This window comes from Saccharothrix deserti, assembly GCF_009769385.1.
Taxonomy (GTDB): domain Bacteria; phylum Actinomycetota; class Actinomycetes; order Mycobacteriales; family Pseudonocardiaceae; genus Actinosynnema; species Actinosynnema deserti.
The window spans coordinates 28,734-54,908 of the sequence record NZ_ML775961.1 but is presented as its reverse complement, the minus strand read 5'-3'; the positions used below and the strand labels follow the sequence as shown (position 1 = coordinate 54,908).

The following is a 26,175-nucleotide window of genomic DNA, read 5'->3' as shown; positions in this document are numbered from 1 at the left end:
TCGAACCTCCAGGTCTCGTGAGTCGAACCTTCGGGTCGCGAGAGTCGAACCTCCAGGACCACTGAGTTCTACGTTCAGGTACCCCTGATCGTTCACCTCACGCATCCTGAGCGTTGAACTCGGGGTACGTGAGCGTTCGACACACCGGACCTGGAGGTTCGACTCTCGCGCTAGTGGGGGACGGAGGGGTGGGCGTTCCAGTTCTCGGGCAGGTCGGGGCGGCCGAACAGGTAGCCCTGGGCGTAGGCGCAGCCGGCGTTGCGCAGCCAGTCGGCCTGGGCCTGCGTCTCGATGCCCTCGGCCACGGCGTGCGCGCCCAGCACCTCCGCCAGGTCGATGATGCAGCGCACGACGCCCGCCGTGCGGCCGGTCTCGGAGAGGGCGCCGGTGAACGACTTGTCGATCTTCACCACGTCGAACGGGTACCGCTGCAGGTAGCTCAACGACGAGTACCCGGTGCCGAAATCGTCCAACGCGACCCGCACCCCGGTCTCCCGCACCTCCATCAGCCCGCGCATCGCCGCGCCGTCGGCCCACACCGACTCGGTCACCTCGATCGTCAACCGCTCCGGCGGCAGCCCGGTCGTCTTCAACACCCGGTCCAACGACGGCAGGAACGCGGGCGCGGACAGCTGCCGCGTCGACACGTTCACCGTCACCCCGAGCGCACGCCCCTGCTCACGCCACCGCATGGCCTGTTCGCACGCACCGGCCAGCACCTTGTTGCCCAGCGGCACGATCAGCCCGGTCTCCTCGGCCAGCCCGATGAACTCACCGGGTCCGAGCAGCCCGTGCCCCGGACGCTGCCACCGCACCAACGCCTCCGCGCCCGCCACCTCCGACGTCGCGAGGTCCACGATCGGCTGGTAGTGCAGCACCAGCTGCCCGTCGGACACGGCCGTGCGCAGGTCGGCCTTGTCCCGCTGCCGGGCCAGCACCTGCTCCCCCATCTCCGGCCGGAACAGCCGGATGCGCCCGCCGCCCTCCCGCTTCGCCACGTACATCGCGGTGTCCGCGTCACGCAGCAGGTCCGCCGTACCGGCACCGGGTGACGACACCGCGATGCCGATGCTGGCCCGGATCACCGTCTCGTGCCCCAGCCCGGTCAACGGCCGCGCCAGCTCGGACAGGATGCGGGTGGCCAGCCGCGCCGCTTCGCGCACGTCGTGACCGGGCGCGAGGACGGCGAACTCGTCGCCGCCGAGCCGCGCGGCGGTGGCCACGGGTCCGACGGCCCGGCTGATCCGCTCGGCCGCCGACACCAGGTACCAGTCGCCTGCCTCGTGCCCCTCGGCGTCGTTGACCTCCTTGAACCCGTCGAGGTCCATCACCAGCAGGCCGACCGCCTCACCGGCCGGCAGCGCCTGGTCCACCAGGTGCAGGAAGTGGGTGCGCCCGGCGAGCCCGGTCAGCTCGTCCCGCTCGGCGCGGGTGCGCAACGCGTCCTCCCACTCCCGGCGTTTGCTCACGTCCAGCGCGGTGACGACGGTGTGCTGTTCGGAGACGTGCTCGACCGGCACGGCGTGCACCGCCAGCACGCCGGTCGAGCCGTCCGCGCGGGTGACGCCGACCTCCACCGCGTCGTCGGCGGAACGGCAGCCGTGGTCGCAGCGCGAGATGTCCGGGCCGTGCGGGCACGGCACCCGCCCCGGCTCGCCCGCCGGCCACGCCAACAGCTCCCGCGCCCGGTCGTTGTGCAGTCGGGGCGCGCCGTCGGCGTCGAGCAGCACGAGGCCGATCGGGCTGGCCCGCACCACCGCCTCGACGGTGCGGTGCGCGTCCTCCACGAGCCGCGCCGAGCGCACGGTCTCGTGCAACGCCATCGCGCCGACCACGAGCCCCACCAACGGCATCAGGACGGACGCGACGAGCGGACCGGTCACCGCGACGGGCTCGACCGTGATCCACACTCCGAACCCGAGCAGGTACCCCAGCAGCGCGGGCACCGACTTGAGCGGGAACCGTTCGGAGTCGCCGCGCAACGCGCGCCGCACGGTCACCGCGAACAGGAAGCTGATGACGGGCTGCGGGGACGGCAGCACGAACACCGCGCCGTGGGCGATCACGCCTTCCACCAACGCGACCAGCCAGGTGTCCCGCTTCGGGCGCAGCCACCACGACGCCAGCACGACCGGCACCAGGAGGGCAGGCAGGAAGCGGGCGTGCCCGGTGCCGACGAAGAGCAGCTGCAACGCGAACGCGACACCGCTGAGCCAGGCGAAGGCCTCGGTCAACCGTCTGATCCGGCACAGCCCGGCGTGACCGGGCGCCGACAGCGCGTCGTCCACCACGGCGCGGGTTGGACGAGCCACGCCCGGTTACCCCCAAGTCAAGTGGCGGTCGACTGAACATCCCTCGCGGAAGATCGAACTATCCATACCGACGTTCACAGTCGGCAACCGCCATTCGGGTGAGTCCACTGTGGACCGCGCTACTCGGGGGCAGAGGGGTCAGGAGCTCGGCGTCGGCTCGTGCGGCGGTTCGGCGTCGGGCAGCGGATCGGGCGTGGTCTTGGCGAGGTCGGCCGCGATCACCTTGGCTTCGTCGATCCTGCGCTGCGACTCGGCCAGCCGCTCGTCCTCCTCGGGCGTCTCCACCCGGTACGCGTCGACATCGCGTTCGTCGTCGGCCATGCGACCAGGGTTTCCGCACACTCCACCGCCAAACTTGGACACCGGCTCCGCGGCGGGTTACCGTCGATAAGAGCCCGCTGGTTCGTAAAGCCGCCGAGGAGATCCGATGTCGAGCACGACGACCGCGCCACCCCGCCCGTCCGCGCGGCGGCGGGTCAGCTTCACGGCGGTGCTGCTGACGGTGACCGCACTGCTGTTCTGGGTGCCGTGGACGGGGTTGCTCGCGCCGGGCGCGGACTGGCCGTGGCCGGTGCAGGTCGTCGGCACGGCGTTCTTCGTGGTGACGTCGGTGGCGTTCCCGCTGCTGCTGGTCCGCGCGCACGGCCGCCGGCACTCCGACCGGGCCGCCCGGATCGCGCACCTGATGCTGGGCGTGGCGTGGGTGTTCTTCGCCTGGACGCTCATCACGCACGTGCTGCGGCTCGTGCTGGCGGTCGCGGGCGTGGACAACCCGTTCCGGGCCCGGTTCGTCGCGGTGGTGCTGCTGGTCGTCGGCCTGGCCCTGGTCGGGTACGGCATCCGCGAGGCGCGCCGGGTGCCCCGGATCAGGCGGACCGACGTGGTGCTCCCCCGGCTGGACGAGGCGTTCGACGGCCTCACCGTCGCGGTGCTCGCGGACACCCACTACGGCGCGATCGACCGCACCCGGTGGAACGAGGGCACGGTGGCGGCGGTCAACGAGCTGAACGCCGACGTCGTCGTCCACGTCGGCGACATCGCGGACGGCACGGTGGCGCAGCGCCGGGGCCAGGCCGCCGCGCTGGGCGACGTGCGGGCGCGGCACCGGTTCTACGTGTCCGGCAACCACGAGTACCTCAGCAACGCGCAGGCGTGGCTGGAGCACATGACCGAGTTGGGCTGGACGAGCCTGCACAACCAGCACCGGGTGCTGGAACGCGGTGACGCTCGGCTGGTGTTCGCGGGCGTGGACGACATCACCGCCGCGCACTCCGGCGAACCGGGCCACCGCGCGGACCTCGACGCCGCGCTGGCCGGCACCCGCGCCGACGACCCGGTGGTGCTGCTGGCCCACCAGCCGAGCGAGATCGGCAAGGCGGTGGCCGCCGGCGTCGACCTCCAGCTGTCCGGCCACACGCACGGCGGCCAGATCTGGCCGTTCCACCTGCTGGTGCGGCTCCAGCAGCCGGTGCTGTCCGGGCTGAGCCGCCACGGCGAGCGCACCCGGCTCTACACGAGCCGTGGCGCCGGTTTCTGGGGTCCGCCGCTGCGGGTCTTCGCGCCGAGCGAGATCTCCCTCCTCACGCTGCGGGCGGCCGGCTGAGTGGTCCGTTTCGGGAGTTCTCGGAAGTTCGTCGTGGGTTGATCACGCGGCAGTGGGGAGCTTGGCGGTGGTCGCCTGCTGTTCGTGCCGGCTGCCGCGCCGGCGGAGGGTGTTGCGGCGGCGTTGCTGCAGGCGTCGGCCGGCCGCGCCGGTGACCCGGTCGAGGTAGATGGCGAGGATGACGACGGCGAGGCCGCCTTCGAAGCCGGTGCCGATGTCGAGTTGGGTCACGCCGCGGACGACGACCCCGCCGAGCCCGGCCGCGCCCACCATGCCCGCGACGACGACCATGGAGAGAGCGAGACGGCGGAGGACTCCGGACGTGGCGGCGGCACTACGGCGTGCGGTTCGACTACCCGCCCCCAGAACCAGCGGATATCTTCAAGCAGAGCTGGAACGGCTAGGGCTCGGCACTTCATGACGGCCCCCACGGGTAGCCCGCCATGACCGACACGACGAACAAGCCGTTGTTCTACACGGTGTCCGAGGCGGCGAAGGTCTTACGGGTGGACGCCAACACGATCTACAGGGCGATCCGTGAGGACGCGTCCCCCGCGGTGAAGATCCGCACCCGGTACATCGTCCCAGCCAAGGCGATCGAGGCCTTGGCCTCCGGCGCGACGGAGACGGGCGGGGTGCTCGACGTGGCCGCGATGGTGCAGCAGCGGCGCATGGAGCGAGAGCCGGCGCAGCGGTGGCGGTGAAGCCGCTCCTGGGTTCAGCGACACCGCCCGCCCGGCTATCCGGTCAGCACGTCCCACCGGCCCTCCCACCGCACCACGTGGGAGTCCTTTACCGCGTGGTGACGTGTGTCGGGGTTCCGAGGCCGCGCCTTCACGACCGCCATGTACTCGGCGTACCGCTTCTCCACGTTGTCGCGGAACCAGTCGCCCGGCACCGGGTAGTACGCCGGCTCCTCGCCCTCCAGGTCCACGAAGACCACGGCGTTGGTGTCCGGGGACAGCGGCTTGTACGCGTCGGTGATCTGCCAGTCGCCGGACCGGCGACCGAACACCTGCACCAGCAGGCCGCCGACCTTCAGCCGGTAGCGGCGCGGTTCCTTCCGCAACTCGATCGTCAAGCCCGTCTTCACCATCGCCTCGGCGGCGGTGCGGTACACGGCGTAGGCGTGGACCTGGTCGTTGGTCAGTTCGGCGAGGCTCACGCGCGGTTCCCCCTGCGGTCGGTGGCGACGGTCCGCCGATGATCGTCCGGCGGCCGGTGGCGGTCAACGCAACGTGCGGAGTTGGCTCGACGAACCGGGGCACCGGCCCGCCCCGTCGCGGGGTCGGGCCGCTGCCGTGTCGTCAGCCTCGCGAGGTCGCCGCGCGGCACGCGGCGCACCAGTCGAACCACACGCCGATCGAGCGGAAGCCGTCCATCACCACGACCTCGTGGCCAGCCTCTAGGTCGTGCACGACCTCCTCGTTGGCCTGCACGGCGTGTACGCCCCCGAAGATCGTGCGGCCGTCTGCCGGTGCTTCTCGCGGCCCCCGCGCACAAGTCCGGAACGTCGCCTGCGCGGTGGTGGGGGTGGATGTCGTCGGTCATCACTTGCTCCGACTGGTCGGAATCGGGGCCGGGTTCGGCCTTCACTGCTTCCGCAGCTCCCAGGTCGCAAGCAACAGGACCGCCGCGCGCGGCCTACGCAGGCGTGGACACTTGGTCGTCACCGAGCACGCGGTACAACAGCATGTGAACACCCGGAAAGGGTTGATCCCAGCGGGGATCGGCTCCTCCCCACGGTTAAAGCCGGGGGTATCCGCCGATTGGAGTTTCGATGACCGCGTGGTCAGGCGAGCATCAGTCCGGCGCCGACGGCGATCACCACGGCCACGACCACCACTGTCGCGCCGGGCACCATCCTGTGGGACAGCGGGGTGCGTCCGTCCCGCACCGCGTGCAGAACCCTGGTGTAGCGCCGCGGCCCGAGTACCAGGACGGTGCAACCGGCGATCGCCATGAGCAGCAGGCCGAGCCATGGCGGCAATGAACGCCCGTGCGTCATCAGGGCGCCGACCACCATGGTCCCGAGCCCCGTGCGCTGCCACGCGAGGAAGGTGCGCTCGGCCTGCGCACCCTCGTCCATCAGCCGCTCGTGCACTACTTTCCGACCTCGACGAGGATCACCAGCAGCCCGACTCCCGCGACGACGACCCCCAGACCGATGACCACGAGCCGGGGCATCTGCCCGGCCGGCAGCGAGCGGTTCTCCCGCAACGCGCGCTCGGCGCGATCCCATCGCACGTACGCGCCGATCGTCACCGTCATGGCGAGCAGCAGAAGTACCCCCGTGACCGCGATCCTGACCGGTCTGGGCCCGAAGTCGGGTACGAGACCGGACAACGCGACCGCCCCGGCCAGCAGCGCCAGCCCCGTGCGCAGCCAGGCGAGGAACGTCCGTTCGTTGGCGAGGGTGAACCGGTAGTCCGGGTCGCTCCCGACAGCTCGGATCGGGGGCCTGCGCCGTACCATCCGCACCTCCTGGCCGTTCGTGTGGCCGAGACGTTCCCCAGGAGCCGGCGGCGGCTAGTACGAACGGCGGCCGGGCGGCGGGGGCTCGTAGTCGTAGTCCTCGTCGTCGGGCACGTCGAACGGCAGTGGCCGGTTCGTCCACGAGTCGATGAGCACCACGATCCCGGCGCACACGATGACGACGATGCCGACCCAGGCCAGTCCACCCCAGACCATGACGCCCGCGATCAACACCAACGGCAGGACCATGAACAAGCAGAACGGGTCCACTTTCCCGAAATGCCGCCGTCCTCCGGAACTCGCCATCTACGCCCTCCCAGGTCAAGCGCCTCCCTGGGTGAACTTACGCGACGCGTTCCGCCGACCGATCAGCCGGTCGTCACCGACCGCGCTGTTCTCGGCCCGGGTACTGGCCGCGGGCGCCTTCGAAGGCCGTGCCGAGCACGGCCAGCAGGACCATGCCCGCGCCGAGCCCGAGGTGCAGGAGGTTGTCGGCGGGGTTGAACGGGGCGAAGTTCGCCGTGCCGCCGTCGTGGTCCATCGAGTGCACGACCGACCCGTAGACCCACAGCAGCACGTAGAGGAATCCGCCGGCGCCCAGGAACAGGCGGGAGGCGCCGCGCGTCCAGGCCGCCGCGATCCCGGCCACGCCGAACGCGAGGTGCAGCACGTTGTGCAGCACGGACACCTGGTACAGCCCGAACAGCATGGCCTCGGAGTGCGGTCCGGCGAACCCGATCCGATCGAGGCCCTCGGTCGCGCCCGGCACGAACCCCAGCACTCCGACCAGCAGGAACACCACCCCGACGAGCAGTGCGAGTGCCTGGACGGGACGACGGCGGGTGCCGACGCGTTCCGCTGAGGTCGTCATGGCTCTCCTCCGATCGGCCGCTGGAATCCCGCGTACCCGCGGTTCGCGGGGTCAAACGGATGGCATGCGAACTCACCCGGACGGGCCATCACCGCAGATGCGGACCTATACTGCCGCCTATGCCGAATCTGCGGATCAGCGAAGCCGCTGCCCTGTTGGGGGTGAGCGACGACACGGTGCGCCGGTGGATCGAGCAGGGTCGCCTGGCCGAGGTGCAGCTCGACAGCGGGCGCAAGGGTGTGGACGGCCGGGAGCTGGCGAAGTTCGCCCAACGCCTGACGGAGGCGCCCGAGCCCGGCGTGACGGTGGCCGCGTCGGCGCGCAACCGGATGCGCGGGATCGTCACCAGGGTCCTCAAGGACGGGGTGATGGCGCAGGTCGAGATGCAGGCCGGGCCGTTCCGGGTGGTGTCGCTGATGAGCCGTGAGTCGGCCGACGAGTTGGGCCTGGAGGTCGGCAGCGTGGCGGTCGCCTCGATCAAGTCCACGCACGTCGTCGTCGAGATCCCGGAGGCCTGATGCGCGCGCTCGTCCTGGTGGCGCTGCTCGCCGTGACAGGTTGCGGTGCCGACTCCGGTGGTGCCGACTCCGGTGGTGCGGAAGCCGGTGGGGCGGTGGCCGGGAAGGTCACCGTGTTCGCGGCGGCGTCGTTGACGGAGACGTTCACCCGGCTCGGCGAGGACTTCGAGGCCGCGCACCCCGGTGTGGAGGTCGTCTTCAACTTCGGCGGCAGCTCCGCGTTGGCCCAGCAGATCGCCCAGGGCGCGCCGGCGGACGTGTTCGCCTCCGCCGCGCCCGCCAACATGACGCAGGTCGGCGACGCGGGTGGGATCTCCGGCGAGGCCGTCACGTTCGCGCGCAACCGGCTGGAGATCGCGGTGCCCCGGGGCAACCCGGCGGGGATCACCGGGTTGGCGGACTTCGGCGACGCGGACGCCAAGATCGCGTTGTGCGCGGAGCAGGTGCCGTGCGGTGCGGCGGCGAAGCGGGCGTTCGAGGCGGCCGGGGTCACGGCGCGGCCGGACACGTTGGAGCAGGACGTGAAGGCCGTGCTGACCAAGGTGCGGCTCGGTGAGGTGGACGCCGCGTTGGTGTACCGGACGGACGTGCGGGCGGCGGGCGGCGAAGTGGTCGGCATCGAGTTCCCCGAGGCCGAGCGGACGGTCAACGACTACCCGATCGCGCCGTTGGCCAAGGCGCGCAACGCGGCCGGCGCGCGGGCGTTCATCGACCACGTCCGGTCCGACCGGGGCCGTGCCGTGCTCGCCGAGGCGGGGTTCGACGCGCCGTGACGTCGACCCGCCGTCGGGCCCGGGGCCGGCTGCCGGTGGTGCTGGTGCTGCCGGCCGTCGTCGGGCTCGCGTTCCTGCTGGTGCCGTTGGTGGGGCTGCTGGTCCGCGCGCCCTGGGACACGTTGCCGGAGCAGCTGTTCAGCTCGTCGGTCGGTGAGGCGCTGCGGCTGTCGCTGGTGTGCGCGAGCCTGGCGACGGTGGTGTGCCTGGTGCTCGGGGTGCCGCTGGCGTGGCTGCTGGCGCGCGGTGACGTGCCGGGGCGCGGGGTGCTGCGGGCGTTGGTGACGGTGCCACTGGTGCTGCCGCCGGTGGTGGGCGGGGTGGCGTTGCTGTTCGTGTTGGGCAGGCGCGGGCTGGTCGGGCAGTACCTCGACGCGTGGTTCGGCATCTCGTTGCCGTTCACCACCGCCGGGGTGGTGCTGGCGGAGGCGTTCGTGGCGATGCCGTTCCTGGTGATCTCGGTGGAGGGCGCGTTGCGGGCCGCCGACCCGCGTTACGAGGAGGCCGCCGCGACTCTCGGCGCGTCGCGGTGGTTGGCGTTCCGGCGGGTCACGTTGCCGTCGATCCTGCCGGGGGTGGTGGCGGGCACGGTGCTGTGCTGGGCGCGGGCGTTGGGCGAGTTCGGCGCGACCATCACGTTCGCGGGCAACTTCCCCGGTGAGACGACCACCATGCCGCTGGCCGTGTACCTGGCGCTGGAGACCGATCCGGACGCGGCGATCGTGCTGAGTGTCGTGCTGCTGCTGGTGTCCGTCGGTGTGCTGGCCGCGCTGCGCGACCGGTGGATCAGTGGTCCGTCGTGACGTTGCAGGCCGATCTGCGGGTCGCCCGTGGCGGGTTCCGCCTGGGTGCGGAGTTGGCGGTCCAGCCGGGTGAGGTGGTCGCCCTGCTCGGCCCGAACGGCGCGGGCAAGACCACGGCGCTGCGCGCGTTGGCCGGGCTGTTGCCGTTGACCGGTGGGCACATCCGACTCGGCGGGCGGACGTGGGACGCGCCGCCGGACGTGCTCGTGCCCGCCGAACGGCGTCCGATCGGTGTGGTGTTCCAGGACTACCTGCTGTTCGCGCACCTGTCGGCGTTGGAGAACGTCGCGTTCGGGTTGCGTGCGCGCGGTGCCGGACGTGCGACGGCGCGCGCCGAAGCGGCCCGGTGGCTCGACCGGGTCGGGTTGGCGGCGCACGCCAAGGCCAAGCCGCGCACGTTGTCCGGCGGACAGGCGCAACGGGTCGCCCTGGCACGCGCGCTCGCGACCAGCCCGGAACTGTTGCTGCTGGACGAACCCCTGGCCGCTCTGGACGCCGCCACCCGGTTGCACGTGCGCGCGGAACTCGGGCACCACCTGCGTGACTACCCCGGCCACACGCTGCTCGTCACGCACGACCCGTTGGACGCGATGGTGCTGGCCGACCGACTGGTCGTGCTGGAGCACGGCGAGGTCGTGCAGGAGGGCACGCCGACCGAGGTGGCACGTCGTCCGCGCACCTCCTACGTCGCCGATCTGGTCGGCCTCAACCTCTACCGCGGCACGGCGCACGGCACGACGGTCTCGCTGGACGACGGTGGCACGTTGACGATCGCCACCCCGGCTTCCGGGCCGGTGCACGTCGTGTTCCCGCCCACCGCGGTGAGCCTGCACCCCGAGCACCCGACCGGCAGCCCGCGCAACGCGTGGCGCGTCACCGTGGCCGGGATCGAGCGGCACGCGCACACCACGCGGGTGCGGCTGGACGGCGTGCCGCCCGTGCTGGCCGACATCACCACCGCGACCGTCGCCGACCTGCGGTTGCAGCCCGGTGACGAGCTGTGGGCCGCGGTCAAGGCCACCGAGACCCACGTCTACCCCTCCTAAACACCCGACTGTGACTGTCTAACCACTCCGCCCAGACCTCTGACGTGCGTGGCTTGACAGCGCCACCCAGCGGGTGTTCACTTCGCCAAGTACTGAGTGACTGACCACTCACATACTGGAGGAAGAGATGAGCGAGCCGTCCACCGAGCAGGTCCTGGAGGTCGTGCTGCCGGGTGCGGTCGAGCCCGACGGTCTGGAACTGCGCCGCCGAGAGCGTCCCGTCCCCGGTCCGGGGCAGGCGTTGGTGCGGGTCGAGGCGTCCGGGGTGTCGTTCGCCGAGCAGCAGATGCGCCGGGCCAAGTACTACGACCAGCCCGCGTTCCCGTTCGTGCCCGGCTACGACCTGGTCGGCACGGTCGCCGAGGTCGGTCCCGACGTGGACCGGGCGCTGGTGGGCAGGCGGTTCGCGGCGCTGACCAAGATCGGCGGCTGGGCGAGCCACGTGCTGGTGGAGGCGGCCGACCTGGTGCCGGTGCCCGAGGGCGTGGACCCCGCCGAGGCCGAGACGGTCGTGGTCAACGGCATCACGGCGTGGCAGATGCTGCACGGCATCGCGAAGGTCACCGCCGGCCAGACCGTGCTGGTGCACGGCGCGAACGGCGGCGTCGGCTCGACCCTGGTGCAGCTCGCCCGCCTGGCCGGGGCACGCGTCATCGGTACCGCCTCGCCCCGGCACCACGACGCGGTCCGCGCCCTGGGCGCCACCCCGATCGACTACCGCGACGCCGACCTGCCCGCCAAGGTGCGCGAGCTGGCCCCGGACGGCGTGGACGCGGTGTTCGACCACGTCGGCGGGCCCGGCATCGTCGACTCCTACCGGTTGCTCACGCCGCGCGGCGCGCTCGTCGCGTACGGCACCGCGTCCACACGGGACCAGGCGGGCTCGTCACGGCTGCCGGTGCTGAAGCTGCTCGCCCGCCTGCTGTGGTGGGACGCGCTGCCCGACGGCCGCACGGCCCGGTTCTTCGACATCTGGGCGGGCAAGCGCGACGCGGCGAAGTTCCGCGCCCGCCTGACCCACGACCTGGGCGCGGTGTTCGCGCTGCTGGCCGAGGGCAGCCTGCGTCCCCAGGTCGCCGCCCGCGTGCCGCTGGAGCAGGTCGCCGATGCCGTGCGGCTGGCCGAGTCCGGCACGGTCACCGGCAAAGTCGTGCTCGTCCCCTGATCTCCTCGTCCGCCGAGGGAAACCGACGATCGGTGCGGTCAGAGCTGGTCCGGGGCCTCGATGCCGAGCAGCGCCAGGCCGAGGACCAGCACGCGGGACGTGAGCTGCGCCAGCACCAGCCGGGACATGCGGGTGCGCTCGTCGGGGGCCTTCGCGATCGGGCAGTTCTCCCAGAACGCGGAAAACGCGACCGCCGTCTCGTACAGGTGGGTGCAGAGCTTGTGCGGCGCGTACTCCTCGGTCGCGGTGGTCAGGGCGGCGGGCAGTTGGAGGATCTTCACGGCCAGCGCGCGTTCGGCGGCCTCGGCCAGCGCCACCGGCGTGCCGGGCTCGGCCTCCCGCCCGACCCGGGCGACCACCGACAGCGCACGCGCGTTGGCGTACTGGAGGTAGACGGAGGTGTTGCCCTCCATGGCCAGCATCCGGTCCCAGGCGAAGACGTAGTCCTTCTCCCGGTCGTTGGACAGGTCCGCGTACTTGACCGCGCCGATGCCGACCGCGCGGGACACCGCCTCCTGCCGCGCGGAGTCCAGTTTGGACCGTTCGGCCATCACGGCGGTGGACCGGTCCACCGCCTCGCGCAGCAGGTCGACCAGCTTGACCGACCCGCCCGCGCGGGTGCGCAGGACCTTGCCGTCCTCGCCGAGGATCGAGCCGAACCCGATGTGCACGGCCCGGTGCTCGTCGCCGAGCCAGCCGGCCGCGTGGGCGGTGGCGAACACCATCCGGAAGTGCTGCGCCTGCGGCGTGCCGACCACGTACAGCAGGTCGGTGGCGCCGCGCTCGCGGGTCCAGTAGCGGACGGTGGCGAGGTCGGTGCTGGCGTAGCCGTACCCGCCGTCGCTCTTGCGCACGATCAGCGGCAGCGGTTCGCCCTCGCGGTTGGTGAAGCCGGGTGGGAACACGCACACCGCGCCGTCGCTGACCGATGTGAGGCCCTTGGCCTCCAGTTCCTGCACGACGTCGGCGAGGAACGGGTTGTAGAAGCTCTCGCCGTAGTAGTCGTCGGCGGTCAGCTTCACGCCCAGCAGCTCGTACACGGCGGCGAAGTGCCGTTCGGACTCCTCCACCAGTCCCCGCCACAGCGCCAGGGTGGTCTCGTCGCCGCTCTGCAACGCCACCACGCGGCGGCGGGCCCGGTCGGCGAACTCGGGGTCGGCGTCGAACTTCTTGCGCGCCTGCTGGTAGAAGCCGTTGAGGTCGCTGATCGTGTGGTCGGCCGCGGTCCACCCCTGGTCGACCATGTGCTCGATGAGCATGCCGAAGGGCGTGCCCCAGTCGCCGAGGTGGTTGTGCCGGATCACCTCGTGGCCCGCGAACTCCAGCAGCCGCACCACCGCGTCACCGATGATCGAGGACCGCAGGTGGCCGACGTGCATCTCCTTGGCCACGTTGGGGCTGCCGTAGTCGATGGCGTACCGCTTGGGCCGGGTCCGGTCGGCTGGGGCGGTCGGCACGCCCAGCCGCTCGTCGCCGAGCAGTCGGGCGGTCTGCTCCTGCAGCCACTCCCGGCGCAGGGTGAAGTTGACGAATCCCGGCCCGGCGACCTCGGGCGGTTCGACCACGTCGGCGGCGTCGAGGTGGTCGACGATCGCCGTGGCGACGTCGCGGGGCGGGCGGCCGAGCCTCTTGGCCAGGCTCATGGCCACGTTGCACTGGTAGTCCGCACCTCGGCCGGGCGCGGAGGGTCGGATCAGCGCCTCGACCGGTGTGATCTCCACGTCGAGCGCCGCTTTCAGCGCGTTGGCCACCCGCAGGCCGAGCTCCAGCCCGACATCCCCACCCAGCACCGATCACCCTCCGTTTGCGTCTCGCGATGATCGGGTGATTGTGCGGCAGAACACCGGTTACCGCGAAACGAGATTCCCGCGAGCCGCGCTGGTGCGCGACTCGCGGGGAGGCGGGTCGGGTGAGGTCACACGCTGAGGGTGGGGCGGGCCGGCAGGCCCAGCGGGCGTTCGGCGAACGCCTGCTCGGTGGCGACCGGGTAGCAGAGGTTGTCGCTCGCGTCGCCGAGCGTCGTGTCGACCCAGTCCTGGACCGACTGGACGGTGTCGGCCTCCCAGAGGCAGACGACGTGGGCCAAGTCCTGGCTGGGGTAGAACTGGAGGACCTTGATCGTCTCGGGGGCGCCCTCGCCGGAGATGAGGCGCTTTCCGCGCTCGAACGCGGTCTGGGGGTTGATGATCCGGTGGTGGACCACGACGTACATGGCACGTACCTCGTTCTTCCGTGTTGTCGTTCTTCCGTGTTGTCGTTCTTCCGTGTTGTCGTTCTTCCGTGTTGTCGTTCTTCCGTGTTGTCGTTCTTCCGTGTTGTCGTTCTTCCGTGTTGTCGTTCTTCCGTGTTGTCGTTCTTCCGGGGTACTTCCGGGTTGTCGGTGTCCACGACGCTAGGCGGCGTGCGCGTGGCCCCGCGTCCCCGAGGTTCACCAACTCCGAGCGGGTGCGGTGTGGTTGGTATTGACCACGGCGTCAGACGAGGTCGTGCTCGTAGGCGAAGGCGCTCGCGGCGGTCCGCGACGAGACGCCGAGCTTGGCGAAGATGTTCTGCAGGTGCCGCGCGACGGTGTGCTCGCTGAGGACCAGTTCGGCGGCGATCTGCCGGTTGCTCCGCCCGGTCGCGACCAGCCGCAGGACCTCCTGCTCGCGCGGGCTGAGGCCGTGCGAGCGGTCGGAGTCCTCCGACAGCTCCAGCACGTCGGGCTGCGCGCCGAGTTCGGCGAAGACCTCCCGTGCGGCCCGGAGTTCGAGGGCGGCGGAGTCCTCGTCGCCCAGCAGGCGACAGGCCCGTCCGAGCAGGGCACGGCTGCGGGCCGCCTCGTAGGGCGCCTCCAGTTCCCGCCACGCCGCGCAGGCGTGACGTGCCGCGGTGAGGGAGGCCCGTGCGTCGCCCTCGGCGAGCGACACGGCTGCCCGCGCGTGACACGCCATCGCCTCGACGGCCTCGCTGCCCTGCTGCGCGGCGATCTCCTCGAGTTCGCGGCAGGCGACGGCGGCGGCTTCGACGTCGCCTGCCGCCAGCATGATCCGGACGTACGCCGGCAGCAGTTCCACCCGTGCCGGTCCACGAGTCGACTCGGCCACCGCGCGGCGGATGGTGGCGGCCGCCGAGTCCAGCCTGCCCTGTGCCAGGCGGGTGAGGGCGAGGCCGGGTTGCGGCTCCCGGCCGAGGTCGCTCGCCCTGCGGTAGGCGGCCTCGGCGAGGTCGAACCGGCCTTGCAGGCGGCGCACCTCGCCGTCGCGGTAGGCGGCCTCGCCGCACGCCAGCCGGTTCAGCACGCCCAGGGTGAACCGCTCGCGGACACGGCGCAGCTCGTCGAGCGCGTCCGCCCAGGCGCCGCCGAGGGTCATGATCTCGGCCCGGTGCACCAGGCAGAGGCCGTTGTGGGCCACCATCCCGGGCTGGCGCTCGCACCACCGCGTCAGGGCCGCGGTCCACTCCCGGACGCGGCGCAGCTGGTAGGCGTCGCGGCAGAACGAGATCGTGTTGCAGTACACGATCCCGGCGACGACCGACGACAGCTCACCGGACGTGACGGCCACCATGGTCTCGTCGACCAGCCGCAGGCCGTCCTCGGCGTGGCCCGTCCGGATCAGGGCGTGTCCCTGTTCCATCATGCCCATGGCGACCAGGTCTGGGTCGCCGAACCGCTCTCCGATGGCGGTGATCTCGGCGGCGGTGGCGAGGGCGCTCGTGGCGTCACCCCTGACGAGGTGGCCGAGCAACTCGCCCAGCAGCACGTATCCGCGTTCGGCGACATCGTTCCGCTCGCGGTCGAGCAACCGTTCCGCCCGCGCGAACCACCCGGAGGCCGGCGAGGCCTGCCCGCGGAACAGCCAGTCGTGGCCGATCCAGAAGGCGCAGCGGACGGCGGGCATGGGCGCGCCGTCGTCCAGATGGGCGCGGTAGGCGCGTTCCAGGGCGTTCACGTAGTCGTCGTCACGGCCGAGCATGTACGCCGCCCGTGCGAGCAGTTCGAGGTCGCCCGCCCGCAACGGGGTCACGAGGTCCGCCGCGGCCAGCACGTCGTAGGCCTCCGGCCAGTCCGCCTGCGCGAACAGCCGACGGCCACGTTCGAGATCAAGGACCACGTCCACGTCCCACTCCCGTCCGACCAGATCCCCAGTGTCCGCTCGGGGTGGGGAACGCGCCTTCCCGACGGGGGTCTGTCGGCTGTCCACGCGTCCCGACCGCACCGGTGGGGGGATCGTGGACGAACTGCTGGTCGAAGGGATGCCGTGCGGTCGGGTTCCGGCAACGTCCGCGGCGGCACCGGCGGCATCGGGGACGGCCGGTCCGTTCCCCGGTCAGGCCGGTTCAGGGCCGTGACCGGGGAGCGGGTGGGTGGCTCACACGCCGCGTCGGGTCCACTGCTGGTTGGTGCCGCTGTTGCAGGTGTACTGCTTGATCACCGCGCCGTCGGCGCTGGACCCGCTGGTCACGTCCAGGCACTTCCCGCTGTGCCGGGCGACCAGTCGGTGGTGGCCGCCGGTGGCCTGGGCCTGCCACTGCTGGTTCTGACCGCCGTTGCAGGTGTACTGGGCCACGGCGGCGCCGTCCGCCGTGGACGAGTCGACCACGTCCAGGCACTTGCCGCTGTGCCGGGCGATCAGCCGGTGGTAGCCGCCGCCCGCGTCCTCCAGCTGCCACTGCTGGTTCTGGCCGCCGTTGCACGGGTACTGCTTGAGCGCGGTCCCGTCGGTGCGCGACGAGCTGGGGATGTCGGCGCACTTGCCGCTGTGCCGCGCCACGAACGTCTCGTACGGCGTGCCGCTGCCGACCGGGTCGACCACGCCGGTGGCGGTGTCGATGCTCACCTGCGGCGACCAGCTCATCGACATGCTGGTGTCCGAACCGAACCGCAGCGGCAGCCACACGTACCGGGACTCGTTCACCCGGCCGCCCCACGCGCCCGCCCACCGGTCGCCCAGGTACAGGTACGACGTGGTCTGCGTGCCCTGCACCGGCACGACGTGCGCGGTCTGCGTGCCGTAGCTGGTGCCGTCGCCGATGTTGCTCAGCGCGCTCCACGACCCGGCGACGCTGCTCGCGGTGGCGTACTTCTGCTGGTTCGGGTTCCACCCGGTGGCGCCGGAGGTGAGCAGGAAGTACACGCCGTTGCGCTTGAACATCGCGGGCGCCTCGCGCCACGAGCCGGGCCACAGCGTGTGCACCAGGCTGCTCACGCCCAGGTAGTCCGAGGTCAGCCGGTAGACGTGCAGGTCGGCGTTCTCGCGGGCCGCCGAGATCATGTACCCGGTGCCGTCGTCGTCGCGGAACAGCGTGATGTCGCGCGACATGTGGCCCAACGGCCGGAAGCTGCCCCGGTAGGTGTAGTTGCCGTCGACCGTGGCCGATGTCGCCACGGCCGCCCGCGCCTCGCCGTAGTCGGTGCCGTTCTCCTTGTGCATCCACATGACGAACTGCCCGGTGGAGCTGTTGTAGACCACCTTGGGCCGCTCGATGTTGGCGGAACCCAGTTCGGCGGCGGACGACTGGGTCAGCACGTTGTTGCGGAACTCCCACGTGCGCAGGTCGGTCGACCGGTACACCGACACCGCGCGGAACGTGTTGTCGGTGTTGCGGTTCTCGCCGAACCAGTAGTAGTACGAGCCGACCTTGAGCATGCCGCCGCCGTGGGCGTGCACGACGGCGCCCGTGGTGTCGGTGAACTGGATGCCGTTGGTCACGGTCACCGGCGCGGCCTGGGCGGCGGGCGCGGCGGCGACGACGAGGCCGAGCAAGAGTGCGGGCACGATTCCGAGCGCGAAGCGTCGACGCGACATGTGCGACGCTCTCCTTCCACGGTGAAAGAGATCGCCTCGGCGGAAGGCTCGCTGCCGACCGTACTTACTTGACCGGTTCCGCGAAAGGCCGCGCACCGGTGTGGCCGCACCGGTGTGGCCACAGCCGGAGCACCAACGCCTGCCACGGCCCGAGGTCGGCGCGACCGGTCGAGACGCGCACGTCCTCGGTGTTCGCGAGGATCACGTCGGCGGCCGACCACTCGGGGTCCAGTTCGGCGGTCTGCGGGGTGCCGCCGAGGTTCGCCACGACGAGCAGGCGGGTGTCGTCCAGGGTGCGTTCGTAGGCGTAGATGTGCGGGTGGTCGGCCAACAGCATGCGGAAGTCGCCCAGGGCCACCACCGGCAGTCGGTGGCGCAGTTCGATGAGCCGCCGGTAGTGGTTGAAGACCGACCGGGGGTCGTCGTACTGGGCCTGCGCGTTGAGCCAGGTGTGGTTGGGGTTGACCGCGATCCACGGCTCGCCGGTCGTGAACCCGGCGTTGGGGCTCGCGTCCCACTGCACGGGTGTGCGGGCGTTGTCGCGGCCCATGGCGCGCAGGCCGCGCAGCACCGCCTCCGGTTCACCGCCCGCCGCGACGGTCTCCCGGTAGTGGTTGAGGGATTCGAGGTCGCGCATCTCGTCCACGCCGCCGAACGGCGCGTTCGTCATGCCCAGCTCTTCGCCCTGGTAGACGTACGGTGTGCCGCGGTGCAGGTGCAGCACGGTCGCCAGCGCGGTCGCGGACTCGCGCCAGTGCTCGCCGTCGTCGCCGAAGCGGGACACGGCCCTGGGCTGGTCGTGGTTGTTCCAGTAGAGGCTGTTCCAGCCGACCTCGCCCAGCTCGGTCTGCCACCGCCCGAGCGACGCCTTGAGGTCGCGCAGGTCCAGCGGCCTGGGGTCGAACTTGCCGCCCGGCCCCTGGTCGAGCCAGACGTGCTCGAACTGGAACACCATGTCCAGCTCGCGCCGCGCCGGGTCGGTGAACAGCCGCGCCTGCTCCCACGTCACGCCGGGCATCTCCCCCACGGTCAGGAATTCGCCCGGCCGGCCCCCGAACACCTCGCGGTTCATCTCGCGCAGGAAGTCGTGCACGCCGGGGCGGGTGGCGAAGTGCGGGAACCCGTCGCCCAGTCCTCCGGCGCCGGTGGTCGCGCCGTCGGGCAGGTCGGGGTCCTTGGAGATGAGGTTGATGACGTCCATCCGGAACCCGTCCACGCCCCGGTCCAGCCACCAGCGCATCATCGCGTAGACCGCCTGCCGGACGTCGGGGTTCTCCCAGTTCAGGTCCGGTTGTTTGCGGTCGAACAGGTGCAGGTAGTACTCCCCCGTCGCCTCGTCCAGCGTCCACGCCGGACCGGAGAAGAACGAACCCCAGTTGGTCGGCTCGGCGCCGGGTTGCCCCGCCTCGAAACCCTCGCGCGGCGGACGCCACCAGTACCAGTCCCGCTTCGGGTTGTCCTTGGACGAACGGGATTCCACGAACCACGGGTGCTCGTCGGACGAGTGGTTGACCACCAGGTCCATCACCAGCTTCATGCCGCGCGCGTGCACGGCGGCCAGCAGCCGGTCGAAGTCCTCCAGCGTGCCGAACACCGGGTCGATGGCCTGGTAGTCGGAGATGTCGTAGCCGTTGTCGGCGTGCGGCGAGGCGTACACCGGCGACAGCCAGATCACGTCCACGCCGAGCCGTTCCAGGTGGTCCAGCCGCGCGGTCAGCCCGGCCAGGTCGCCCACGCCGTCACCGTCGGAGTCGGCGAAGCTGCGCGGGTACACCTGGTAGACGACGGCCGAGGTCCACCACGGGGCCGTGCCGGCGCGGGTCTGGTCGGTCGTGGTCGCGCGGGTCTGGTCGGGAGTCATCTGCCATCCTCACCCGGTTCGTCGGACGTCGCCCCAAGTTCACCACTCCGCGCGCGGGGGTGCACGGACTGTGTCCACGTGGTGGCTTCGGGGTCTCGCTGTCCCCCGACAGGGGTGTACCCGCGTGGGGCGGCGGATCACCGGAAGATCGTGTCGCGGCCGGTTCCGGCTGGCCGTGCCCGCCCGGACACCCTGGGCTAACATCCCGTCGCAGCCGGTTGAAACACCAGCCGCTCAGGTCGTTGGGCAAGCGCGAGACCTGTCCGGTGTTGTGGACGTCGTCTCGCCCGTGACGCGGGGAGGCGTTCGGACGTGGTCGAGTGGTCCGCGCGGCGGTTGTTCCCGGGTGACGACCCGACGAGCGACGCGCACCGCGCGCACGACTGGTCGGCCACCCCGCTCGGCCCGGTGGCGTCCTGGTCGGTCGAGTTGCGTGCCGCGATCCGCACCGTCATGCCGTCGCGGGTGCCGATGCTGCTGTGGTGGGGTCCGCGGCTGGTGCAGATCTTCAACCACGCCTACACCCCGGTGCTGGGCGACAAGTACCCGCGCGCGATCGGCCAGCCCGGCGCGGAGTGCTGGGCCGAGGTGTGGGACGAGTTGGGGCCGCTGGCCCGCCAGGCGCTGGACGAGGGCGTGCCGACGTACTCGGAGAACCAGCTGTTGTTCCTGCACCGGCACGGCTACCGGGAGGAGACGTACTGGACGTTCTCCTACAGCCCGGTGCACGCCGAGGACGGCACGGTGGCGGGCATCTTCGTGGCCACGACCGACGTGACGGCGCGGGTGTTGGGCGAACGCAGGCTGGAGACGTTGCGGCAGCTGGGCACGCTGTCGATCGCCGAGGCCGACACGGCCGCGGACGCCTGCCGTGCGGCGGTGAAGGTGCTGGCGGGCAGTTCGGCCGACCTGCCCCGGGTCGCGGCCTACCTGCGCACGGGTGGCGGGGAGCCGACCCTGGTGGCGTCCACGGGCACGGGCGCGGGGATCCCGGCGGACGTGGTGGGCCGGGTGGCCGGGACCGGGCAGGCGGAGATGATCGGGCGGGACGAGACGCTGGTGGTGCCGTTGACCGCGGGCGCACGCGGCACGCACGGCGCGCTGGTGGTGGGTCTGAGCCCGTTCCGCAGGTTCGACCAGTCCTACGCGTCGTTCGTGGACCTGGTGACGGCGGGTGTGGCGACGGCGGTGGACGACACGGTCGCCTACGAGGCCGAACGCACCCGCGCCGAGGCGCTGGCGGAGTTGGACGCCGCCAAGACCCGGTTCTTCCAGAACATCGGCCACGAGTTCCGCACCCCGTTGACGCTGCTGCTGGCGCCGTTGAGCACGCTGCTGGAGGACCACGCCGCCGCGCTGCCCGCGGGTCAGCGGGAGGCGGTGTCCGCAGCGCACCGGGCGGCGCTGCGGCTGCGCCGCCTGGTCGACACGCTGCTGGACGTGTCCAGGGCCGAGGCCGACCACCTGCACATCCGGCTGGAGCCGACGGACGTGGCGGCGCTGACCGCGGACTGCGCGGCGATGTTCCGGGCCACGGCCGAGGAGTTGGGCCTGGAGCTGGTGGTCGAGACGTCGGGCGGCACGGTGTGGCTGGACCAGGAGATGTGGGCGCGGATCGTGCTCAACCTGCTGTCCAACGCGATCAAGTACACCACCGAGGGCACGATCGCGGTCACCGTGTGGACCACCGGGGACAGCTGCGTGCTCACCGTCGCCGACACCGGTGTGGGCATCCCGGAAGCCGAGCAGGGCCGCGTGTTCCAGCGGTTCCACCAGGTCGACGGCGTCACCGGGCGCAGCCGCGAGGGCGCGGGCATCGGCCTGTCGCTGGTGGCGGACCTGGCGGCGGCGTTGGGCGGCACGGTGGCGGTGCGCAGCACACCGGGTCGGGGCAGCACGTTCACCGTGACGGTCCCCCGGGCGGACGCGGCCGACGCGGTCCGCCGGGTGCCGCTGGACGACCTCGGTGCGAGCTTCATCGGCGAGACCCGGCAGTGGACGCCGCCGGCCGCCGCCGAACCGGTGGCGGGCACCGGGGAACGGCGCATCCTGCTGGTCGAGGACAACGCCGACATGCGCGACTACCTGGCCCGCCTGCTCACCGCGCAGCACTGGCGGGTGGACGCGGTCGGCGACACCGAGACGGCGTTGAAGCACGCCCGCACGTCCCGGCCGGACCTGGTGCTGAGCGATGTGATGCTGCCCGGCCGCGACGGCGTCGCGCTGCTCGGCGACCTGCGGTCCGACCCGGTGCTGGCCCGCGTGCCGGTCGTGCTGCTGACCGCCAGGGCGGGCACCGAGTCGGCGGTGGAGGGGCTGCGCAACGGCGCGGACGACTACGTGGTCAAACCGTTCCACCCGGCCGAGCTGATCGCCCGGACCAGGGTCCACCTGGAACTGTCGAGCTTCCGCGAAGCCCTGCTGGCCGAAGGGGAGCGCGAGGCGAGCACCCTGCGCGAGGCGTTGGCCAGCCGCACGACCACCAGCCAGGCGGTCGGCATCCTGATGGCCCTGCACCGCTGCGACGCCGACACCGCGTTCAGGAAGATCACCGCGTGGTCCCAGCACCGCAACGTGAAGGTGCGCGACATCGCGGCCGAACTGGTCGCCCGCTTCGTCGACGGCCTGTCCGGCAGCTGACCCGTCAGGGACGTGCGCCTGCCACGGTCGTGCCGGTGCCGGTGCCGGTGTCGATGTCGGCTTCGGTGTCGGCTTCGGTGTCGGCTTCGGTGGGCACGCGCAGCAGGATGAACTCGGTCCGCTTGCGCAGCCGGAAACCGAGGGACTCGTACAGCCCGATCGCGGACGTGTTCGACGCGGCGGCGTGCATGATCGGCGTCTCGCCGCGCGCCCGGATCCCGGCCGCCACGGCGCGCACCAGGCGGGTGGCCAGGCCCTGTCCCCGGTGGGCCGGGTCGGTGCACACCGCGCTGATCTCCGTCCACCCCGGCGGGTGGAGGCGTTCGCCTGCCATCGCGACCAGGGCGCCGTCGCGGCGGATGCCGAGGTAGGTGCCCAACTCCACGGTCCGCTGCCGGAACGGCCCCGGCTGGGTGCGCTCCACCAGGTCCAGCATCTCCGGCACGTCCGCCGGTCCCAGCCGGACGGCCTCGGGGTCCTCGGCTACCCGCAGCCCGTCGTCCACGAGCTGCACGCCGGCGATGTGGTCGACCAGTTCCCACCCGGCGGGCGGCGTGAGCGACGCGTTCATCGGCACGAGCGCGCCGGGTCCGGCCAACGCGGCGATGTCCGCCCACGCCCGCTCGTCCGGTCGGTCGGGCAGCGCCAGGAACGGCGCCACGTCGAGCCGGTAGCGCACCGCCTGCCCGTGGCGTTCGGCGAACCGGGCGTGCGGGCCGGTCAGCGAGGCCCAGGCCGGGTTGTCCAACGGCGAAGCCATGTGAGATCCCCCAGGTGGTTCGTGATCGACCGAATCATGTGTTCCGCGGCGACCGCCTGTCCACGCGTTTCCGTGGCCTCTCACATGCTGAACCGGACGTGATCGCCCAGAGCGGATCAGCCCTCGGCTGAACCGGGCTGATTGCGGTGCCCCACCCGGGCGGGCTCGCTAACGTCCGCCACCATGGCGCCCGGACTCGGAGCGGACTTCACCAAGCTGTGGTTCGCGTCGGCGGTGTCCAACATCGGTGACGGCTTGACGCTGGCCGCCGGACCGCTGCTGCTGGCCTCGCTCACCGACGACCCGGCTCTGGTGGCCGGCGCGGTGTTCGCCCAGCAGCTGCCGTGGCTGTTGTTCTCGCTGCTCAGCGGCGTGATCGTGGACCGGCTGGACCGCCGGAAGCTGGCCGTCGGGGCGAACCTGGCCCGAGGCGTGATCGTCACGGCACTCGTCACGCTCGCGGTGTTCGGCGTGCACGCGGTGGTGTGGAACGTGATCACGCACTCCGTCCGGCAGCGCGAGGTGCCCGACGAGCTGCGCGGCCGGGTCGGCAGCGCCTTCTTCCTGCTCAGCACCGGCGGGTCCGCGCTGGGCGCGCTGGTCGGCGGCGTGCTGGCCCGCCAGTTCGGCATCACCGCGCCGTTCTGGTCGGGGCTCGTGGTGGTGGCGGGCGTGGCGGTGGCGGCGGCGGCCGGGCTGCACCGCCCGGCCGCCACCACGTGATCACGCCATCCGGCCGTGGTCCAGGTGCAGGCGCGTGCCGCTGAACCCGGTCCGCGTGCGCCGGTCGTGCGTCACCACGACCAGCGCGCCCGGGTAGTCGGCCAACGCCCGGTCCAGGTCCTCGACCAGGCCCGGTGACAGGTGGTTGGTCGGCTCGTCGAGCAGCAGCAGGTCCACCGGCCTGGTCACCAGCCGGGCCAGTTCGGTGCGCCGCCGCTGCCCGTAGGACAGCTCCCCGATCCGCGTCCGCAGGTCGCGGCGGTCGAACAGGCCCAGAGACAGCAGCCGGTCCGCGTGCTCGTCGGGGTGACCGGGCAGACCCTCGGCGAACGCCTGGAGCACGGTCATCTCCGGCCGCCACGCCACCTCCTCCTGGCGCAGGTGACCGACCCGCCCCGGCACGTCGACCGTCCCGGAGTCCGGCCGCAGCTCACCGCTGAGCACCCGCAGCAGCGTGGTCTTGCCCGCGCCGTTGGGCCCGGTCACCAGCAACCGTTCACCGAGCCGCACGGCCAGGTGCGGCAACCGGAGCCGGTCGCCGACCCGCACGTCCGACAGCTCGGCCGCCCACTCCCCCACGACGCCGCCACCGCCGAGCCGCCCGGAGAACCGCAACGGCTCCGGCGGCGGCGCGACCGGGTTCTCGGTCAGCCGCGCCAGGCGTTCCTTGGCGTTGCGGATCCGGCTCATCGCGCCGTGGGCACGTCCCCTGGCCCGGAACGGTCCGCCACCGAACGCCGCTTTGTCCATCTTCCGGGGGATCTCGCCCAACCGCTGCGCGGCCGAGGACAGCAACCGCTCCTGGCGGCCCAGCTCGGCCCGCCACTCCTCGTGCTCGCGCAGCCGACGCGCCCGGTCCGCGGCCTTGGCCGCCAGGTAGCCGTCGTAACCGTCGCCGAACCGTCCGATGCGGCCACTCTGGACTTCGACGATGGTCGAGGTCACCCGCTCCAGGAACACCCGGTCGTGGGTGATCGCGACGACGGTCCCCCGGTGCCGCACCAGGTGCTGCTCCAGCCAGGCCACGGCCTGGTCGTCCAGGTCGTTGGTCGGCTCGTCCAGCAACAGCAGTTCGGGTGACGACGCGAGCGTGGCGGCCAGCGCGAGCCGGGACAGCTCGCCGCCGGACAACGTGCCCAGCGCCCGCCGCCGGTCCAGACCGGGCAGCCCCAACCCGTGCAGGGCTATGTCCACCCTCGTGTCGGCTTCATAACCTCCCCTTGCCTCGTACTGCTCGACCAGCGACGCGTACCGCTCGAGATCGGCGTGCGGCGGCAGGTCGGACGTCCGGGCCAGGTCGGCCTCGGCCCGGCGCATCCTGGTCTCCAGGTCGCGCAGGTCGGCCAGCGCGAGGTCGACCGCGTCGGCGACGGTGGCGTGCGGCGGCAGGTCCAGCGTCTGGGCCAGGTAGCCGATACCGGCGGGCGCGACCACGGTGACCTCGCCGTTGTCGGCCGCCACCCGGCCCGCGATCACGGCGAGGAGGGTGGACTTGCCGGAACCGTTGTCGCCGATCACGCCGACCTTCTCGCCGGGCTTGACGGTCAACGAGACCGCGTCGAGCACGACGTGGCCGTTGTAGGTCTTGGTGACGTTGTGCAGGGCTAATTGCGCGGTGCGCAAGGCGAACTCCTGTTCTCGGCGGGCAACGCCGAGTCATCGGTGCGATGGGTGTGGAGAAGTCGCGTTCGCGGAGCCGGGCTCTACGCGATCGCGGGACCGATGATCACAGGAAGTACAACATCGCCGTCCATCATAGCCGACTGATCCACTTCTGCGACACGTGACCGGCGACACACTCCGTCATGCGGTTTGAGTCGTCTAGACTCAAACTATGTTCACCAGGGACGAAGCCCTCGATCGGGTCGAACGGGCCGGCTCGGCGGCCGACCTGTTCGGCCCGTTCGACCCGACCAGGCGAAAGGAGGCACAGCGGCTGTACCGGGGGCTGGCCGCCGTCCTGCACCCCGACCGGGCGGGCACGGCCGACACCAGGGCACACGCCGCGTCGGCGGAACTGACCCGCCTCCACCACGAGTGGCAGAACGGGACGTCGGTCGAACTGCGCACCGCTCGGGCCGCCTACCGCATCACCGACCGGCACGCGGTCGGCAGCGTCGCCAACGTCTACCGCACCGACGGCCCGCACGTGGTCAAGGTGGTGCGCACCCCCACCCTCAACCCCCTGCTGCACGCCGAGTGGGACGCGCTGCGCCGACTCACCCGGTTCACCGACCAACACCGCTGGCTGCGCCCCTACTACCCGCGCCTGACCGACACCTCCGGCGACGTCCGCCGCGGCGAGCGCGCGTTCACCGTCCTCGAACCACTGGTCGACGGATTCGTGACGCTGGCCGACGTGCGCCGGGCGTTCCCACGCGGCCTGGACGGCCGCGACTACGCCTGGATGCACCGCAGACTGCTGCGAGCGATCGCCGGCGCACACCGGATCGGCCTCGTACACGGCGCGATCACCGCGGACAACGTGCTGGTCCACCCGAAGCAGCACGGAATCGTGCTGGCCGGCTGGACGTTCGCGGTCACCGCCGGCGAACGGCTCCTCGCCACCGGCAAAACCATCGCCTACCCACCGGAAGTCCACGACGGACGACCGGTCACCACCGCCACCGACGTCCACATGGCACACACGCTGATGCTGGAACTCCTGGCGGACGACGAAACCGGACAGCGCACGTTCGCCCGCGGGTGCACACAGGACGACCCGGACCGACGACCGGACGCCGTCGACCTGCTCACCGAGTACGACGAACTGCTCGAAGAGCTCTACGGCGAACGGACCTTCCGCCCGTTCGCGCTACCGACGACAGGAGCCTGA

25 protein-coding genes are annotated in these 26,175 nt (G+C 71.7%); 10 read left to right on the top strand and 15 right to left on the bottom strand.

The annotated features are described in order from the left end of the window. Positions 1-170: 170 nt before the first annotated feature. The gene (locus FM051_RS05080) at positions 171-2,312 is read right to left on the bottom strand and encodes a putative bifunctional diguanylate cyclase/phosphodiesterase (protein ID WP_158841182.1); all 2,142 of its coding nucleotides are present in this window, start codon (positions 2,310-2,312) and stop codon (positions 171-173) included. Between the two features lie 138 nt (positions 2,313-2,450). Then, entirely contained in the window at positions 2,451-2,633 is a 183-nt protein-coding gene (locus FM051_RS05075) for a hypothetical protein (RefSeq protein WP_158841180.1), read from the bottom strand. Between the two features lie 106 nt (positions 2,634-2,739). Between FM051_RS05075 and FM051_RS05070 the strand changes: the two genes are divergently transcribed. Continuing rightward, positions 2,740-3,915 (top strand): metallophosphoesterase, encoded by a 1,176-nt coding sequence (locus FM051_RS05070; RefSeq protein ID WP_158841178.1) that lies wholly within the window; start codon positions 2,740-2,742, stop codon positions 3,913-3,915. 42 nt (positions 3,916-3,957) lie between these two features. Here the strand turns inward: FM051_RS05070 and FM051_RS50390 are convergent, their stop codons facing one another. Continuing rightward, complete coding sequence (locus FM051_RS50390) at positions 3,958-4,206, bottom strand: hypothetical protein (RefSeq protein WP_202918686.1); 249 nt, start codon at positions 4,204-4,206, stop codon at positions 3,958-3,960. Positions 4,207-4,358: 152 nt separating this feature from the next. Here FM051_RS50390 and FM051_RS05060 point away from each other — a divergent pair, with 152 nt between their 5' ends. Further along, on the top strand, positions 4,359-4,619 hold the full coding sequence (locus FM051_RS05060; RefSeq protein WP_158841176.1) for a helix-turn-helix domain-containing protein: 261 nt from the start codon (positions 4,359-4,361) through the stop codon (positions 4,617-4,619). A 35-nt stretch (positions 4,620-4,654) separates the two neighbouring features. On the opposite strand, the gene FM051_RS05055 is transcribed toward FM051_RS05060, so the two are convergent. From FM051_RS05055 to FM051_RS05035, 5 genes are all read right to left on the bottom strand, one after another. After that, positions 4,655-5,080, bottom strand: coding sequence for a hypothetical protein (locus FM051_RS05055; RefSeq protein ID WP_158841174.1), 426 nt, complete (start codon positions 5,078-5,080; stop codon positions 4,655-4,657). Positions 5,081-5,707: 627 nt separating this feature from the next. Further along, positions 5,708-6,019, bottom strand: coding sequence for a DUF202 domain-containing protein (locus tag FM051_RS05050; protein ID WP_202918685.1), 312 nt, complete (start codon positions 6,017-6,019; stop codon positions 5,708-5,710). After that, positions 6,019-6,390: a YidH family protein gene (locus FM051_RS05045; RefSeq protein WP_158841172.1), complete on the bottom strand. Its 372-nt coding sequence runs from the start codon at positions 6,388-6,390 to the stop codon at positions 6,019-6,021. Before FM051_RS05045 ends, FM051_RS05050 begins: the two co-directional genes overlap by 1 nt. 54 nt (positions 6,391-6,444) lie before the next feature. Continuing rightward, positions 6,445-6,696 (bottom strand): hypothetical protein, encoded by a 252-nt coding sequence (locus tag FM051_RS05040; protein WP_158841170.1) that lies wholly within the window; start codon positions 6,694-6,696, stop codon positions 6,445-6,447. A 73-nt stretch (positions 6,697-6,769) separates the two neighbouring features. Then, positions 6,770-7,261 (bottom strand): DUF4383 domain-containing protein, encoded by a 492-nt coding sequence (locus tag FM051_RS05035; RefSeq protein WP_158841168.1) that lies wholly within the window; start codon positions 7,259-7,261, stop codon positions 6,770-6,772. 119 nt (positions 7,262-7,380) lie between these two features. On the opposite strand from FM051_RS05035, the gene FM051_RS05030 reads away from it, so the two are divergent. The 5 genes from FM051_RS05030 to FM051_RS05010 all read left to right on the top strand — a co-directional run bounded on the left by FM051_RS05030 (position 7,381) and on the right by FM051_RS05010 (position 11,566). Continuing rightward, entirely contained in the window at positions 7,381-7,779 is a 399-nt protein-coding gene (locus FM051_RS05030; RefSeq protein WP_158841166.1) for a TOBE domain-containing protein, read from the top strand. Beyond that, positions 7,779-8,552: a molybdate ABC transporter substrate-binding protein gene (gene modA, locus FM051_RS05025; protein ID WP_158841164.1), complete on the top strand. Its 774-nt coding sequence runs from the start codon at positions 7,779-7,781 to the stop codon at positions 8,550-8,552. Before FM051_RS05030 ends, modA begins: the two co-directional genes overlap by 1 nt. Beyond that, entirely contained in the window at positions 8,549-9,355 is an 807-nt protein-coding gene (gene modB, locus FM051_RS05020) for a molybdate ABC transporter permease subunit (RefSeq protein ID WP_158841162.1), read from the top strand. The genes modA and modB overlap by 4 nt, the downstream gene beginning before the upstream one ends. Beyond that, positions 9,334-10,401 carry an ABC transporter ATP-binding protein gene (locus tag FM051_RS05015; protein ID WP_420803571.1) on the top strand — a complete coding sequence of 356 codons (1,068 nt, stop codon included), beginning with the start codon at positions 9,334-9,336 and terminating at the stop codon, positions 10,399-10,401. The genes modB and FM051_RS05015 overlap by 22 nt, the downstream gene beginning before the upstream one ends. Positions 10,402-10,528: 127 nt before the next feature. Then, on the top strand, positions 10,529-11,566 hold the full coding sequence (locus FM051_RS05010) for a medium chain dehydrogenase/reductase family protein (protein ID WP_158841160.1): 1,038 nt from the start codon (positions 10,529-10,531) through the stop codon (positions 11,564-11,566). A gap of 38 nt (positions 11,567-11,604) precedes the next feature. Here FM051_RS05010 and argS read toward each other — a convergent pair whose 3' ends face one another. The 5 genes from argS to FM051_RS04985 all read right to left on the bottom strand — a co-directional run bounded on the left by argS (position 11,605) and on the right by FM051_RS04985 (position 19,216). Then, on the bottom strand, positions 11,605-13,356 hold the full coding sequence (argS, locus tag FM051_RS05005; protein ID WP_158841158.1) for an arginine--tRNA ligase: 1,752 nt from the start codon (positions 13,354-13,356) through the stop codon (positions 11,605-11,607). A gap of 125 nt (positions 13,357-13,481) precedes the next feature. Beyond that, positions 13,482-13,778, bottom strand: a complete 297-nt coding sequence (locus tag FM051_RS05000) for a hypothetical protein (protein ID WP_158841156.1) — start codon at positions 13,776-13,778, stop codon at positions 13,482-13,484. 262 nt (positions 13,779-14,040) lie between these two features. Continuing rightward, complete coding sequence (locus FM051_RS04995) at positions 14,041-15,666, bottom strand: LuxR family transcriptional regulator (protein ID WP_158841154.1); 1,626 nt, start codon at positions 15,664-15,666, stop codon at positions 14,041-14,043. Positions 15,667-15,918: 252 nt separating this feature from the next. Continuing rightward, positions 15,919-17,355: an RICIN domain-containing protein gene (locus FM051_RS04990; RefSeq protein ID WP_238412140.1), complete on the bottom strand. Its 1,437-nt coding sequence runs from the start codon at positions 17,353-17,355 to the stop codon at positions 15,919-15,921. A 64-nt stretch (positions 17,356-17,419) separates the two neighbouring features. Beyond that, positions 17,420-19,216, bottom strand: coding sequence for an alpha-glucosidase (locus tag FM051_RS04985; RefSeq protein ID WP_158841152.1), 1,797 nt, complete (start codon positions 19,214-19,216; stop codon positions 17,420-17,422). 312 nt (positions 19,217-19,528) lie between these two features. On the opposite strand from FM051_RS04985, the gene FM051_RS04980 reads away from it, so the two are divergent. Next, positions 19,529-21,856 (top strand): ATP-binding protein, encoded by a 2,328-nt coding sequence (locus FM051_RS04980; RefSeq protein ID WP_158841150.1) that lies wholly within the window; start codon positions 19,529-19,531, stop codon positions 21,854-21,856. 4 nt (positions 21,857-21,860) lie between these two features. Here FM051_RS04980 and FM051_RS04975 read toward each other — a convergent pair whose 3' ends face one another. Beyond that, complete coding sequence (locus FM051_RS04975) at positions 21,861-22,616, bottom strand: GNAT family N-acetyltransferase (protein ID WP_158841148.1); 756 nt, start codon at positions 22,614-22,616, stop codon at positions 21,861-21,863. Positions 22,617-22,799: 183 nt separating this feature from the next. Here FM051_RS04975 and FM051_RS04970 point away from each other — a divergent pair, with 183 nt between their 5' ends. Then, positions 22,800-23,339 (top strand): MFS transporter, encoded by a 540-nt coding sequence (locus FM051_RS04970; protein WP_158841146.1) that lies wholly within the window; start codon positions 22,800-22,802, stop codon positions 23,337-23,339. On the opposite strand, the gene FM051_RS04965 is transcribed toward FM051_RS04970, so the two are convergent. Then, positions 23,340-24,962, bottom strand: a complete 1,623-nt coding sequence (locus FM051_RS04965) for a TlrC/CarA/OleB/SrmB family ABC-F type ribosomal protection protein (protein WP_158841144.1) — start codon at positions 24,960-24,962, stop codon at positions 23,340-23,342. A gap of 211 nt (positions 24,963-25,173) precedes the next feature. Between FM051_RS04965 and FM051_RS04960 the strand changes: the two genes are divergently transcribed. Then, entirely contained in the window at positions 25,174-26,175 is a 1,002-nt protein-coding gene (locus FM051_RS04960; RefSeq protein WP_158841142.1) for a protein kinase family protein, read from the top strand.